13 protein-coding genes are annotated in these 14,692 nt (G+C 71.3%); 4 read left to right on the top strand and 9 right to left on the bottom strand.

Annotated features, from left to right (window positions below):
• Together ACIRF9_RS20230 and ACIRF9_RS20235 are read left to right on the top strand one after the other, a co-directional pair.
• Positions 1–2,084: SDR family NAD(P)-dependent oxidoreductase (locus ACIRF9_RS20230; RefSeq protein ID WP_403823730.1), on the top strand; the 2,084-nt coding region annotated here is incomplete at its 5' end.
• Entirely contained in the window at positions 2,081–3,322 is a 1,242-nt protein-coding gene (locus tag ACIRF9_RS20235; protein WP_403823733.1) for a cytochrome P450, read from the top strand. The genes ACIRF9_RS20230 and ACIRF9_RS20235, both read left to right, overlap by 4 nt.
• A 188-nt stretch (positions 3,323–3,510) precedes the next feature.
• Here the strand turns inward: ACIRF9_RS20235 and ACIRF9_RS20240 are convergent, their stop codons facing one another.
• Positions 3,511–4,953: an MFS transporter gene (locus tag ACIRF9_RS20240; protein WP_403823736.1), complete on the bottom strand. Its 1,443-nt coding sequence runs from the start codon at positions 4,951–4,953 to the stop codon at positions 3,511–3,513.
• A gap of 152 nt (positions 4,954–5,105) precedes the next feature.
• Here ACIRF9_RS20240 and ACIRF9_RS20245 point away from each other — a divergent pair, with 152 nt between their 5' ends.
• On the top strand, positions 5,106–5,756 hold the full coding sequence (locus ACIRF9_RS20245; RefSeq protein ID WP_403823739.1) for a TetR/AcrR family transcriptional regulator: 651 nt from the start codon (positions 5,106–5,108) through the stop codon (positions 5,754–5,756).
• Positions 5,757–5,786: 30 nt separating this feature from the next.
• On the opposite strand, the gene ACIRF9_RS20250 is transcribed toward ACIRF9_RS20245, so the two are convergent.
• From ACIRF9_RS20250 to ACIRF9_RS20265, 4 genes are all read right to left on the bottom strand, one after another.
• Positions 5,787–7,382, bottom strand: a complete 1,596-nt coding sequence (locus tag ACIRF9_RS20250; protein WP_403823744.1) for a multicopper oxidase family protein — start codon at positions 7,380–7,382, stop codon at positions 5,787–5,789.
• A 71-nt stretch (positions 7,383–7,453) separates the two neighbouring features.
• Complete coding sequence (locus tag ACIRF9_RS20255) at positions 7,454–7,963, bottom strand: hypothetical protein (RefSeq protein WP_403823748.1); 510 nt, start codon at positions 7,961–7,963, stop codon at positions 7,454–7,456.
• 124 nt (positions 7,964–8,087) lie between these two features.
• Positions 8,088–8,726 (bottom strand): DUF305 domain-containing protein, encoded by a 639-nt coding sequence (locus tag ACIRF9_RS20260; RefSeq protein WP_403823751.1) that lies wholly within the window; start codon positions 8,724–8,726, stop codon positions 8,088–8,090.
• 95 nt (positions 8,727–8,821) lie between these two features.
• Complete coding sequence (locus tag ACIRF9_RS20265; protein ID WP_403823754.1) at positions 8,822–9,271, bottom strand: DUF6153 family protein; 450 nt, start codon at positions 9,269–9,271, stop codon at positions 8,822–8,824.
• 186 nt (positions 9,272–9,457) lie between these two features.
• Between ACIRF9_RS20265 and ACIRF9_RS20270 the strand changes: the two genes are divergently transcribed.
• A complete protein-coding gene (locus ACIRF9_RS20270) occupies positions 9,458–10,363 on the top strand; it encodes a M56 family metallopeptidase (protein WP_403823757.1) in 906 nt (301 codons plus the stop codon).
• 61 nt (positions 10,364–10,424) lie between these two features.
• Here the strand turns inward: ACIRF9_RS20270 and ACIRF9_RS20275 are convergent, their stop codons facing one another.
• From ACIRF9_RS20275 to ACIRF9_RS20290, 4 genes are all read right to left on the bottom strand, one after another.
• Positions 10,425–12,746: a heavy metal translocating P-type ATPase gene (locus tag ACIRF9_RS20275; protein WP_403823760.1), complete on the bottom strand. Its 2,322-nt coding sequence runs from the start codon at positions 12,744–12,746 to the stop codon at positions 10,425–10,427.
• Between the two features lie 109 nt (positions 12,747–12,855).
• Complete coding sequence (locus ACIRF9_RS20280) at positions 12,856–13,083, bottom strand: heavy-metal-associated domain-containing protein (protein ID WP_403823763.1); 228 nt, start codon at positions 13,081–13,083, stop codon at positions 12,856–12,858.
• Positions 13,084–13,224: 141 nt separating this feature from the next.
• The gene (locus ACIRF9_RS20285) at positions 13,225–14,136 is read right to left on the bottom strand and encodes a DUF5134 domain-containing protein (RefSeq protein ID WP_403823766.1); all 912 of its coding nucleotides are present in this window, start codon (positions 14,134–14,136) and stop codon (positions 13,225–13,227) included.
• Between the two features lie 125 nt (positions 14,137–14,261).
• A complete protein-coding gene (locus ACIRF9_RS20290) occupies positions 14,262–14,630 on the bottom strand; it encodes a BlaI/MecI/CopY family transcriptional regulator (RefSeq protein WP_403823769.1) in 369 nt (122 codons plus the stop codon).
• Between the last annotated feature and the right edge of the window lie 62 nt (positions 14,631–14,692).

Genomic DNA, 14,692 nt, shown 5'->3' on the forward strand with positions numbered 1-14,692 from the left:
CCGACGCCTCCGACGCCTCCGACGCCTCCGACGCCTCCGACGCCTCCGACGCCTCCGACGCCTCCGACGCCTCCGACGCCTCCGACGCCTCCGACATCCCCGACGCCCCGGCGCCCGCGCAGCCGCTCGGCGGCATCTGGGCCGGCCTCGCCAAGACCGTGCACCGGGAGATCCCCAACTGCAACATCCGCGTCGTGGACACCGACCTCGCCGATCTGGCGGAGCTGCCCCGGCGGATCACCCGCGAGCTGTACCGCTGGGGCCCGTTCGAGATCGGCCACCGGGGCGGACGCCGCCGCACCCTCCAGGCGGTGGGGGAGGAGGCCGGCCCGCCGGAGCTGTCCCTGGGCACCGGTGACCTGGTGCTGCTCTCGGGCGGCGGACGCGGCATCGGCTGGCGGCTCGCCCGGACGCTGGCGGCCCGCCACGGCTGCGCGGTGGTCGTCACCGGACGCGCCCCGCTGCCCGGCCCGGACGCCCCGTCCAGGACGCTCGACGACGAGCGGGTCACGGCTCACGAGCGGAGCCTGTGGGCGCAGCGGCGCCAGGGCCGCCCCCTGGCCGCGATCCGCGCCGAGATCGCCGCTGTCCGGCGTGAGCGGGAACTGGTCCGCCACCTGGAGGAGGCCCACCGGGAGGGACTGCGCATCTCCTACGCGGTGTGCGACGTCACGGATCCCGGCCAGACCGCGGCCCTGGTCGCCCGGTACGGCGACCGGCTCACCGGCGTCGTGCACAACGCGGGCGTCGACACGCCCGCCCGGCTGCCCGGAAAGACCGACGACGACGTCCTGCGCACCGTCGCGACCAAGGTGGACGGCTTCGTCAACCTGTTCTCCGCGGTACGCGCGCTGCCCCTGAAGTTCTTCTGCAACGTGGGCTCCCTCACCGGACGGCTCGGCGGCATGGTCGGCCAGCTCGACTACGCCGCCGCCAACGACGGGCTCGCCCGCCTCGGCCTCTGGGCGCGGACCCGGGCCGCCTTCCCGGTGATGACGCTGTGCTGGCCCACCTGGGACCGGCTCGGCATGGTCGCCAACTTCGAGGCCACTCTGCGCTACATGGCCGCGCTCGACGTGGCGCAGGGCATCGACCTGTGGACGCGGGAACTGACGGCCGGGTCCCGCGGAGAGGTCACCTACATCGGCCCGCTGGGCCGCGCCCTCGGCCCGCAGCAGAGCCGCGGATACCGGGTGAGCGCGGATCTGCCGGGCCACCGTGAACTGCGGTCGGCGGTGTTCCACCTGGGCGAGCCGCGCACGTATGTGCCGCACGCGGAACTGACCGCGCTGATCGCCCTGGACCGCGCGCACGCCCCCGTGCTGACCGACGTACGGGTCGGCGAGGAGGCCGCGCTGCCGGTGTCGCTGCTGCTGGAGAACGCGGTGCGGGGCGCGGCCTGGGTGCAGCCGGAGGACTACGCCCCGCTGACCCCGCGGAGCGTGCGGGACGTACGCGTCGAACTCGCGCACCTGCGCCTGCGGCACGGCCGCATCGCCCTGCACCGGTCCGTCACCGCCGGCTACACCGACGGCGACTGGACGGCGGACGTCCACTACCGCACGCCCGGCACCGACGCCCCGGTCGCCCGGCTGCGGCTCGTGTACGCCCCCTCCGGCCGGCTGCACTCCGGGCGGCAGCCCGACGGGGACGGGCCGAACGGGCCGTACGCCGATGCCTTCGACGAGGGCGGCGCCGGGGAGCCGTACGACGGCCCGCTCCTGCACTGGTCGGGCTTCGTGCTGCCGGCCGCCCGCTGGCGCAACGGGCCGCACGGCACCTGCGAGGCCGAGATCCGCGAGACCCCGGCCGGCGATCTCTGGGTGCTGCCCAGCTGGCCCGTCAACGCGCTTCCCCTGACCGCCCTCGAGAACGTCTTCCGCCGTACGGCCGCGCATTCCCCGGGCCCCGTGCTCACGATCCGGCACATCGACCTGGGGGAGGGGATCCCCGGCCCGGACGGCGCCTCGGCGCTCCTCGTCCGGGGCAGTGCGCGCACCGGCCGCTGGACGGTGTCCGGCGCCGACGGCGACCCCCGTGCCCTCCGACTCTCTGGTGTCCGCTACCGAGGAGATCTGCGATGACGCAGCCGACCGCCCCCGAGGTGTCGCTGTCCGACGTCTACCGGCCCGAGTTCATCGACGACCCGTATCCGCTCTACCGGCGGGCCCGTGAGGCCGATCCGGTGCTCTGGGACCCGCGGATGGGCGACGCGGGCGCCTGGATGGTCACCGGCTACGACGCCGCGCTGAGCGCGCTGCGCGACCCGCGGCTCTCGGCCCGCCGCCCGCAGTGGGACCCGGCCACCGGCACCGAGCGGACCGCGCCCGCCCTGCGCGCCCTGCACACCCAGGTGTTCGTCAGTGACCCGCCGGACCACCAGCGCCTGCGCCGAGCGATGTCCCAGCCGTTCCTGCCGCGCGCCGTGGACGCGATGCGCGCCGACCTCGAGCGGGCCGCGCACCGTCTCCTCGACGCGGTCCTGCCCCGTGGCGGGATGGACTTCATGGCGGACTACGCCCTGGCCCTGCCGTCGGAGACGGTGTGCCAGGTCCTGGGCATCCCCGAGGAGGACCGGGGCCGGATCTGGAAGTTCATCCTCAGCTGGGGGCTGCTCGTGGACGACGGGCCGGCCGCCAAGGAGAACCCCGAGTACCACCTGGCCGGCGTCGGGAAGTACATGGACTACTTCCGCCGGCAGCTGGACCTGCGCCGCACCCGGCGCACCGATGACCTGATGCAGACCGCGCTGGACGCCTGGGACGACGGCGAGTTCCACAGCGAGGAGGAGTTGCTGGGCAACCTCGTCTTCCTGCTGACGGCCGGTCAGACGACCACGGCCCACCAGATCGGGAACACCGTGCTGGCGCTGCTGTCCCAGCCGGACGTGTACGAGACGGTCGCCGCCGACCCGTCCCTCGTGCCCGCCGCCACGCCCGAGTTCATGCGGTACGACAGCTCCGTGCAGCTGACCCGCCGGCGCGCGACCGAACCGGTCCGGCTCGGCGGGCGGACCGTCGAGACGGGCCAGGAGGTGTTCGTCTGGATCGGCGCGGCCCACCGCGACCCGGCGGCCTTCGCCGACCCCGACCGCATCGACCTGAACCGGCCCCGCAGCACCAACCTCGCGCTGGGACACGGCGCCCACTACTGCCTGGGCGGCCGGCTGGGCCGGCTCGTCAACGAGATCGCCGTCCAGGTCTTCCTGGAGCGGGTGGCCCGGCCGAAGGTCGACCCGTCCGGGATCCGGCGTGCCCTCACCCCCACTTTCCGCGGTCCCCACCTCATGCCGATGATCCTTGAGGCGAAGGAGGTGTCATGAGCGCGGCCAGGCCGCCGCTGCCGGCCTTCCCGGCTTCACGAGTCCCGCATGGCCGGTTCCCGCCTGTATTCGAGCGGCTCGTGCTGGACGTGGTGTGCGGGACGGAGCGGTCCCGCACACCGGCGGCCAGTCCCTGCCGGAGACGGGCTGGTTCACGCCGCCCGTGATCTTCACGGCGGCATGCCGCCTCAGTGCACGTGCGGCCCGCCGCTCAGCTGCGGCCTGCCACGCGGTACAAGTCCCAGGGCCACCGCGGCACTCGCTGCCGCCGCGACGGCGCAGACGGTGAAGGCGTCGGTGAATCCGCCGACGGAGCCTGCCTCGATGCCGGAGGCGGCGACCGTGGAGACGACCGCCACGCCGATCGAACCGCCCACCTCGTGGAAGGTGTTGACGACTCCCGAGGCGAGGCCCGCCTCGTGGTGTTCGATCATGCCCAGCGCCGTGGTGGTGGCGGTGACGAAGACCGTGCCGAGGCCGAAGGAAGCGACGACGAGGCCGGGGAGCAGACCGGTGCCCACGCTGCCCTCGGCGGAAAGTCGGGTCAGGGGCACGGATCCGACCGCAGCGATCGCCATGCCGGCCACGGCGACGGTGCGACTGCCGATCCGGCCGACGAGGCGGGAGGCGAGATGAGCGCCGAGCGCGGTGGCCACGGCTGCGGGCAGGAACAGCAGACCGGTCCTCAACGGGGTGAAACCGCGGATGTGCTGGAGGTAGACCGAGCCGAGGAAGAAGTACGCGATCAGCAGCGCGGTGGCGATGAGCATGAGGAACGCACCTGCCAGTACCGGGCGCCGGGTGAACATCCGCAGGTCCATCAACGGGGCTCGGCTCACCCGTTCGACCGCGGCGAACCCCACGTACAGAACCGTCGCGGCGGCCAGCGGCAGAAGCGTGGCGGTGTCGGCCCAGCCGGCGTCGCCCGCCTCCACCAGGCCGTAGATGAGCGAGCCCGTGGCCGCGGTGACCAGGAGGGCGCCGGGTAGGTCGAGTCGTGCCGGCAGCGGGGTGCGGGCGGGGACGAGCGCCGACAGGGCGGCGAGCACGGCGAGGCCGATCGGCACGTTGATGTAGAAGACCCACTGCCAGCCCGGTCCATCGGTCAGGGCGCCGCCGATCAGGACACCGGCCGCCGCGCCCGAGCCGCCGATCGCGGCCCACACGCCCAGCGCCTTGTTGCGCTCCGTGCCGTGGAAGGTCGTGGTGACGATCGAGAGGGCCGCGGGGGAGAGGAGAGCGGCTCCGACACCCTGGGCGATCCGCCCGCCGAGCAGCGCGGTGGCGGTTCCGGCGAGGCCGGTGACCAGGGAGGCGGCGGTGAAGACCGCGAGGCCGGCCAGGAGTGTGCGGCGGGCGCCCAGGGCGTCGGCAAGGCGGCCGCCCAGCAGCATCAGCCCGCCGAAGCAGAGCGTGTACGCCGTGACCGCCCAGGTGAGTGTGGCCCGGTTCAGGTCCAGGTCGGCGGCCATGTCGGGCAGCGCGACGTTCACCACGGTGACGTCGAGAACCAGCATGAACTGCGCGACGCAGATGAGCGCCAGCGCCACCCAGCGGCGTGGGTCGGCGGGGGGCTGGTGATGTTCGGGAGCGTGGTGCGTGCGGCTTGCGGAATGAGCCGAATGCGTCATGACGCGTCCTTGTCGCAGGAGACGGAAGTGCGGGAAGGGGCGAAGGCGGCCCCAGCTGTGCGGATCCGCGCTGCCTCCGCCCACAACTGAACTGTACGGCGCGGTACATGTGAACTCAACTGTTCAGTTCAGTCAGTTGCTAGGATCGGCTCATGAGCGTGGACAGCGTCAAGCAGCCCCCCAGCGGCCCTCGCGCCGAACTGAAGCGGCAGGCCATCGTCCGGGCGGCGCGCGAACTCTTCCTGCGGGAGGGCTTCGGCGTCGGAATGGACGCCATCGCCGCAGAGGCGGGCGTGTCCAAGGTGACCGTCTACAACCACTTCGGCAGCAAGGAAGCGCTGTTCACCGCGGTCATCACCAGCGCACTCGACGACCCCCTCGGCCACGCCTCCTCGACCGCCCTCGAAGGGCTGGCCGAGGCCGAGGACCTGCGCGCGGCCCTCATCGACGCCGCACGCGCCTGGGTGCACGCCGTCAGGACGAACCAGGACGTCATCGCCCTGCGCAACCTGGTCGCCGCCGAACAGCACCGCTTCCCCGAACTCGGGCGGGCCTGGCACGGCCATGGTCCCGAGGGGCACCACCCGGCCGTCGCCGGGGTCCTGCGCACGCTCGCCGACCAGGGGCGACTGGTCATTCCCGACCTGGAAGCCGCGATCATCCAGCTCTACGCGCTGCTGGTCTTCCCCCACATGGTCTTCAGCACCTACGGCACCCACATCGAGGACGGCCTCACGAACCGCCTCGTCGTCAGCGGGGTGGACATGTTCCTCGGGTACTACGGTCCGGGGCGGGACCGCTGAGTCCCGACCCCCGGACCGGTGACCGCGGGCTCAGGCCCCGTAGGCCATGAGTGCCATCATCCCGGCCTCGCCGTGGTAGGCGTTGTGGCAGTGCAGCATCCACTGGCCGGGGTTGTCCGCGTCGAAGACGACAGACACCTTCCGCTTGGGCAGCACGATGGTGGTGTCCTTGCGCGGACCGGTGCTGCCGAGCTGGTAGGTGTGGCCGTGCAGGTGCATCGGATGCCACATGTCGCTCGCGTTGACGAAGTCGAGCCGGACGCGCTGGCCCTCCTCAACGAGCAGCGGGTTCGCTGTCGGATCGGCCATGTCGTACCGCTTGCCGTTGATGGCCCAGTCGTAGCGCATCATGCCGCCGGTGAGCCTGATCTGGTGCGTGACGTCGGGGTCGGCGGACTTCAGTCGCACGCCGTCGGCTGCGCGAAGCAGGGAGGCGGTCATCACTGTGCCATTGAGCTCCTTCGGCCGTACGGCGGGCGACGGAGCGCTGCCTGAGCCCGTGCGCACGAGAGCCCGGCCGGTCGCGTTCTTGCCCTCGGCCAGGGCGACCAGCGGGAAGACGCCGTCCTGGAGAGTCACGAGCACGTCGTAGCGCTCACCCATGCCGACCAGGAGTGCGTCCGCCTGTCGGTGTCGGACCGGGAAGCCGTCGGTGTGGGTGATGGTCATCCGGTGGCCGCCGAGGGCGATGCGGTAGGCGGTGTCGCCGCCCGCATTGATGACGCGCAGGCGCACCTTGGTGCCGGGCTTGCCCTGGTAGACGTCCGGGTCCGTGGCAACACGTCCGTTGACCAGGTGGTATGCGTATTTCACGTCTCCGGCGTCGCCGCCGAGCAGGTCGCTCCGGGCGCCCATGAGCATGAACTTCGACGACATCCCGCCCGACGAGGCGGACGCGGACGGGGACGCGTCGCCGCTCATGCTCCCCATGCCGTGCATGTCGTGGCCCTCCATGCCGGAGCCGGAGTCGCCGCCCATGCCCATACCGCCCATGCCCTGCTCGAGCTCGGCGAAGACCTCGTCGGGGGTGCCGGTGACGCCGTCGACCCAGTCGTCGAGGACGACCACCCATTCGTCGTCGTACGCCAGAGGTTCGCGCGCGTCCTCGACGATCAGCGGGGCGTACAGAGCGCGGTCGAGCTGGACACCGACATGGGGGTGGAAGAAGTACGTGCCGGGGGTGTCGGCGATGAACCGGTAGGTGAAGGTGCTCCCGGCGCGCACGGCGGTCTGGGTGGCCGGGGGTACGCCGTCCATGTCGTTGCGCAGGGCGATGCCGTGCCAGTGGATCGACGTGGTGGTCTTTCCCGGCAGCTGGTTGGCGAGTTCGGCGGCGAGGGTGTCCCCGGCGGACAGCCTGATCTCCTTGCCGGGCGTGCGGCCGTCGAAGGCCCAGGTCTTGGCCTTGACGCCGTCGCCCAGGTCGATCGTGGCGGGAGCGGCGGTGAGTGTGACCTTGCGCTGCCTGCCGGTGCCGGCCCGCTTCTTCTCCGCGGCCACGACCGCGGAACTCGACGGGCTGACCAGGGCGGGGGTCGTGCTGGACTTGGTGCAGGCGGCGAGTGCGCCGGCACCGGCGGCGCCGAGTCCGGCGAGCAGGACAGAGCGGCGGTTGATGCTGTTCACGATGTGAGTCCTCTTGGTCGAGCTGCGTGTGGGTCGCGGCTGAGACGGCACACGGGTGCCGTCGGCGCGGCCTAGATGCGCAGCTGGGAGAGGACCGACAGGTCGGGTGGCGCGCGGCTGATCGTCCCGCCGGGCGACCGCCCGGCCTTGCTCTGGTGCGGATGCGCTGCCTGCTCGACATGGCCCTGCTGCGGCGAAGCCAACTTGACCGTGTCGACGCTCGCAGCGGCGCAGTGCTGCATGCCGGCATCAGCGCAGGCGCTGCCCTCGGTGCCGTGCGTGGGCGCGGAGGCGTACGAGGGGCCCGGGTGGTGGGAGGCAAAGCCTTGTGGGGCGGCGCCCGATGAGGATGCCATGCCGGGCATGACGTGCCCGGCATGCGTGGACCGCATGGTGTCTCCGCCCGGGCTGCCGAGCGCTGCCGTTTCGTGGTGAATCAACAAGGCCAGCGCCGCGAGCAGGGCGATCAAGGCGCCGCGGGCCCAGCGGATGCGGCTGACGTGGATATGCGCCATCGTCACCGCCTCCGCAAAGACCCGTCTCTGTGCGCTCAATATACCCCCCTGGGGTTTCTCGGGCATGCCGGCGATCCAGGTCGCCGGCTGCAGTGAGGGCGTACAAGCAGTAGCTCCGTCGCCGTCGTCCTCGCTGTACACCTGGGGCTCGGCGGTGTCCTCCTGTCGACCTGGCGGTGGTCGGTGGTCCTCAGAGTCGGTCGAGGATGCTCTGCAGCTGCTTGACCTCGGCGGACTGGCCCTCGACGATGTCGTCGGCCATCTTCACGGCGTCGGTGTTCTTGCCGTTCTTCTGCTCGTCCTCGGCCATGCTGATCGCGCCGTTGTGGTGCTCGATCATCATCTCGGCGAACATCTTGTCGAACTCGGCACCCTTCATGCCCTCGAGGTGCTCCATGTCCGCGTCGGACATCATTCCGCCGCCGCTGCCGTGGTCCATGCCGGGCATGGACTCGGCGGCGGTCGGCTTGTTCCAGGACTTCAGCCAGCCCCGCATCGTCTTGATCTCGGGGTCCTGGGCCTGCTCGATCTTCGCGACGATGCCCTTGACCTCGGAGTCCGACGCCCGGCCGTCGGCGAGCTCGGCCATCTCCAGGGCCTGCTCGTGGTGCGGGATCATCATCTGCGCGAAGGTGACGTCCGCGTCGTTGAAGCTCGATGAGCCGGCCTCGGCCGTCGCCGAGTTGTTGCCGCTGCCGTGGTTCATGCCGCTCATGTCGTCGCCGTCGTCTCCACAGGCGGAGAGGAACAGAGCGCCGGCGGCGACGACGCCTACGGCGGCGCTGCGGCGGACGAGCTTGCGGTGCGGGGCACGCGTGAAGGCAGTCATGGTCGATTCACCTCGTGGTGTTGGTTCTTGGGCTGTTTGTGCGCAGGCGAAGCCGCGGGGTCGCGCGTGGTACGCGCCCGCGAGAGCGGTTCGGCCTACAGCCGCAGAACTGACAAACGGGTGAGATCGGGTGTGCCCGGCGGGTGGTTGGGCCGTGCCGCGGCGGCCACCTGGGCGAGAAGCTCTGCCGGCCACTCCTGGCGACGGGCGAGAGCCGACCCGACGAGGGCGGTGAGCACCCATGCGCCGAACAGGACCGCCACGCAGAGCGAAAGCATGTCCATGGTCATGGGGGGCTCGTGCGAGGACGACGGCGCCGGCGTATCCGTGGCGTGACCGTCGACGACCATGTCGGCGGGAGCGCTCATCGGGGTGCGGCCCGAAGCAGTCGCATCCGTCGTTGTCGAGTGGGATGCGGTGCTCATGGTCGCGTGGGCCGACTCGCCGGGATGGCCCATGCTGTGCATCGCGAAGACGCCCAGGGCGAGTGCGACGACGAGCAGCAGGTGCCCGAGGGCGCCTCCCGCGCGTACGTATCGGCTCACCTTCACATGGACTCCGTCACCGGCCGTTCTGGATCTGATGTTCCGACAGTACTCAAGGGATGCGGGCAGTGCCGTGAGAGAGGCCGATTTCTACTGATCTACTAAGCTGATTGGTGGCGAAGGTCACCCGCCAGCCGGATTCGCTCTACGCTCGGCCCTTCGACTGGTCGAGAGGCGGAGCGAAGCATGAGCGCAGCCGCGGTCCTTGCCGGATACGCCGTTGTGGTGGGTGCCCTGGCGCCCTCCCTGTTGTGCCGGGCGAAGTGGGCTCACCGCGCTCCGGCGCTGGCGGTCCTCGCCTGGCAGGGCCTCATGGCCTCGTTCCTCGTCGCCACCGTCCTTGCGGTCTACCACTTGCTCCTTGCCGAGGAGCACACGCACGACGGCCTCGCCGGGCTGATCAGCGCCTGCGGCCTCATCGTCGGCGATCCGGGGGCGGTCGCGTCCGACTCGGGCGCGGTCCTGGCGCTCGCCGTCCCCGGCGCCGTCCTGATGCTGCCGCCCGGCTGGCTGGTGCACTGCGCCTGGCAGGCGCGCCGGGCACGGAGGCGTCATCTGGACCTGCTCACCCTCGTCGGCGAACCGGCCCCCGCATACGACGCCACCGTCGTCGACCATGCGGCGCCGGCCGTCTACTGCCTGCCCGGCCGTCGCTGTCGGGTCGTCATCACGCAAGGTGCGCTGGACGTCCTGTCCGAGGACCAGTTGCGGGCGGTTGTGGAACACGAGCGTGCGCACATCGACGGCAGGCACCATCTCCTGCACCTGCTGGCGGAAGCGTTCTCCCGGTCCTTCCCCGGTCTGCCCCTGGCCCGCCATGCCAGGGAGCAGACGACGCTGCTGGTGGAGATGATCGCGGATGACCGCGCCCTGCGTTCCCATCCTCGGGAGGCGCTCGCGAGCGCCATGTACGAGGTCGCGGCGGGGCGGATCCCGCCGGCGGCCCTGGGCGCCGGCGGGGGCGGCGCCCTGATTCGTCTCCGGCGCGTCCTCACCCCGCAGCCCCGGCCGCATCGCGCGACCTGGCTGAGCGTGGCCGCCGCGACCGTCGCGGCGCCGCTGCTGCCGGTGCTGGTGGCGTGCGGGCACTGATCCGACACGGCTCCGGAACACCGACGCGTCCGCACGCCCGCGGTCAAGTGGTTCGAAGGGGCTACTTGAAGGAACGCAGACGCAGACTGTTGGTGACGACGAGGACCGACGAGAAGGCCATCGCGGCACCGGCGATCATCGGGTTGAGCATGCCGAACGCGGCGAGCGGCAGGGCGGCGACGTTGTAGCCGAAGGCCCAGAAGAGGTTGCCCTTGATGGTGGCCAGGGTCGCGCGGGAGAGACGGATCGCGTCTGCCGCCACCCGCAGGTCGCCGCGTACGAGGGTCAGGTCGCCGGCCTCGATCGCCGCGTCCGTGCCGGTGCCCATGGCGAGGCCGAGGTCGGCGGTGGCCAGGGCGGCCGCGTCGTTGACGCCGTCGCCCACCATGGCGACCGTACGGCCCTCGCTCTGGAGCCGCTTGACGACATCGACCTTGTCCTGAGGCAGGACCTCGGCGATGACCTGGTCGATCCCGACGGCCCGGGCGACCGACTCTGCGACGAGTTGGTTGTCCCCGGTCAGCAGGACGGGCTTCAGCCCCAGCCTGCGCAGCTCCGCCACTGCCTCGGCACTGGTCTTCTTGACCGCGTCCGCGACGGTGAGGACACCGCGCGCCTTGCCGTCCCAGGCCACGGCGACCGCCGTACGGCCCTCTGCCTCCGCGGCGGCCTTGGCCTCGGCCAGTTCGCGAGGCAGCTCGATGGCTCTCCCCCACTCTCGGCTTCGCTCGAGCGGGGGGACCCCCATCGCGAGGAGCTTCTCGCGGCCGACGAGCACGGCGTGGCCGCCGACGACGCCTTGGACGCCGAGGCCGGCGACGTTCTCGAAGTTCTCGGGTACCGGCAGACTTCCGGCCCGCTCGACGGCGCCGGCCGCGATCGCCCGGGCGATCGGGTGCTCGGAGGCGTGTTCCAACGCGCCCGCCAGTCGCAGCAGTTCGCCTTCGTCCACGCCCGGTGCGGTGAACACGTCCTGGAGATGCATGCGGCCGGTGGTGACGGTGCCGGTCTTGTCGAGGACGACCGTGTCGACGCGGCGGGTGGACTCCAGTACCTCGGGGCCCTTGATCAGGATGCCGAGTTGGGCACCGCGTCCCGTACCGACCATGAGGGCGGTCGGCGTCGCGAGACCGAGCGCGCACGGGCAGGCGATGATCAGGACGGCCACAGCGGCCGTGAAGGCGGCGGTCGCGTCCCCCGTGACGCCCAGCCAGGCGCCGAGAGTGGCGGCGGCGATCAGCAGGACCGCGGGGACGAAGATGCCGGAGATCCGGTCGGCGAGGCGTTGTACCTCGGCCTTGCCGTTCTGGGCGTCCTCGACCAGCTTCGCCATGCGGGCGAGCTGGGTGTCGGCGCCGACCCGGGTCGCCTCGACGACGAGGCGTCCACCGGCGTTCACGGTCGCCCCGGTGACGGCGTCACCGACGCCGACGTCGACGGGCACCGATTCGCCGGTCAGCATGGAGGCGTCCACCGCCGACGCGCCCTCGACGACGGTCCCGTCGGTCGCCATCTTCTCGCCGGGCCGCACGACGAAGCGGTCGCCGACCGCCAACTGCGCGACAGGTATGCGCGTTTCCGTGCCGCCCCGCAGAACGGAGACGTCCTTCGCGCCCAGTTCCAGCAGCGCTCTCAGCGCCGCACCCGCCTTGCGCTTCGACCTCGCCTCCAGGTAGCGCCCGGCGAGAATGAACGCGGTCACCCCAGCCGCGGCCTCCAGGTAGATGGAGGAGGAGCCGTCGGAGCGGGAGATGGTGAACTCGAAACCGTGCCGCATGCCCGGCATGCCGGCGTGACCGAAGAACAGTGCCCACAGCGACCAGCCGAGGGCGGCGAGCGTGCCGATGGACACCAAGGTGTCCATCGTCGCGGCGCCGTGCCGGGCGTTCGTCCAGGCTGCCTTGTGGAAGGGGAACGCGCCCCAGACGACGACGGGCGCGGCGAGAGTCAGCGAGAGCCACTGCCAGTTGTCGAACTGCAGGGCCGGCACCATCGCCATCAGGACGACCGGCAGCGAGAGCGCGAGCGACACGAACAGGCGCTCCCGCAGGGAGAGCAACTCGTCGTCCGCAGCGGGCGGCGCGGCCCGGACCTCGCCCTCGTCGCCCACCGGAGGAGTGGGAGGAGGCGGCTCCGCGGCGGTATAGCCGGTCTTCTCGACGGTGGTGATGAGCTCGGCGACTGCGATGCCGTCCGGGTAGGAGATCCTGGCCTTCTCGGTGGCGAAGTTGACGGTCGCCATGACGCCGTCCATGCGGTTGAGCTTCTTCTCGATGCGGGCCGCGCAGGACGCGCAGGTCATGCCGCCGATGGAGAGCTCGACCTCGGAGACGGGCGCAGGTGCCCGGTCGGGAAGCGTCTTCTCGGGAGCCGTGCTGGTCATGGGGATTCTCCTGGGGAAGGCCGGGACGTGCGGCGTCCGTATCAGCGGAGCGGCACGTCCCGGCGGGGGAGGAAACGCGTGGTCCGGGGTTGCCCGACCCCGGACGGGCTCATGCCGTGCCGACGAGCTCGTAACCCGCCTCGTCGACGGCGGCACGGACGGCCTCCTCGTCGAGCGGGGCGGCAGAGGTGACCGTCACCTCACCGGTCTTGGCGACCGCGGCGACCGCCGTGACGCCCTCCAGCGCGGATATCTCCTGCGAGACCGCTCCCTCGCAGTGTCCGCAGGTCATGCCGGACACCTTGTAGACGGTGGTGGAGTTCTTCGGGTCGGTCATGGCTTCTCATCCTCGGGTGTCGATGCGTGGACGCTTCGGGAGGAGCTCGTCCCCGCTCCTCCCGAACGACCCAACCATATACCCCCCTGGGGTATGCTCGGTGTGGTGCCGCCCACATTCCGCCATCGCCGGAGCCGCCGGCTAGGCGACCATCATGAGCAGCATGGCGGACATGGTCCCGCCCATGCCGATGTGAGCGGCGAGGGCTGCGTCCGGGGTGGCGCCGGCCCGGCGGCGCCGTCCGCCGTGGCGACCTCGTTCCGTGGTGCGTGCCTTGTCCCACACGGAGAGCGTCAGCGACGCCAGAAAGACGACGATCGTGTCCGGCATCGAGAGCAGCCAGCGGCCCCAGCCACGGCGCCGACCGTTCTCCCGGCCCGCCGTGGGAGCGTTCCTGTCGGTGCCGCGCACGCGCGCCCACACCGAGGCGGCGATCGACAGCAGGAAATAGACGGCGAGCGCGGCGATCACGAAACGCCAGAGAGACGACGATGGCGAGGCGTCCGCCCCGGTGGCGGAGACGTGACCGCTCATGTCCGCCACCCCCGCTCCGTACGACGACTCCCTGCCGGCCATGCCCTCCATTCCGGCCGAGTGCCGCATGCCCGCCGCGGCTTCCTCGTTCGACATGCCCGACATGCTCGACATGTCCGGCATCGCGGAACCGTGGCCATGACCGCTGCCCAGCGCGAGGACGGGGCCGGACGGCGTGGTCGTCATGGCCAGTGTCATGATCACCATGCCCGTGCTGCCCACGATGAGGTGTACCCAGTGGCGGCCTTCCTTCCAGCCGCGTTCGCGCGTGCGCTTGACGGCCAGCACTACGGCGCCGAGCCCGAGGAGGGCGAACAGCGCCGACCACCACATGCCGAGCCCCCCGTACCAGGCAGCCGTCGCGGGCAGGGCCATGGCAGCCATGCAGAGCCCCATCAGCAGGTCACCGCCCGCTGCATAGCGGCTTTCGCCGTTCGTGGTCACGACCCGCACCGCACCGACGGCGGCGACCAGAGCGGAGACCGCCGCTATGGACCAGCTCAGAGTCAGAGTTCCCATGTCCACCCTTCTTGTGCATCCCGCTGAGCCACGTGAGAGGTGACTGCTGGGACCTAGTACGCACCCGGGGTGGGACGTGCTCAGTATCTGCTAAGTAGATTAGTAGCCAGAGGGTGAACCCTCGTTCAGGGGCGATCCCTTCGCCCTGCGTCGCGCAGCGCCTTGCGCAGCGCGCTGACCTCCTCCGGGCCCATCTGCTCCACGAAGTGGGCGAAGGCCGCGGGATGGTCCTGACTGGCGCCGAGCGCCTCCTCCATCAGCGCGGCCGCGTACTGCTCGCGCGTCCGGACCGGAGAGTACGTCCAGGCGCGACCCTGTTTTTCGCGCAGGAGCCAGCCCTTGCTGTAAAGGATGTTGGCCACGGTCATCACGGTGGTGTAGGCGAGCGGCCGCTGGGTGTTGATGTCGTCGACGATCTCCCGCACGGTCGCGGGACGCTTCCAACGCCACAGGCGGTCCATGATCTCCGCCTCGAGTTCCCCCAACCACCGCATGGTCGCTCCCTGATCGCCGCTCTACGCGGGCTCATAGTAGAACGCACGCTCGGTTTGCAGGT

The organism is Streptomyces sp. NPDC096132, from assembly GCF_044763345.1.
Taxonomy (GTDB): Bacteria; Actinomycetota; Actinomycetes; order Streptomycetales; family Streptomycetaceae; genus Streptomyces.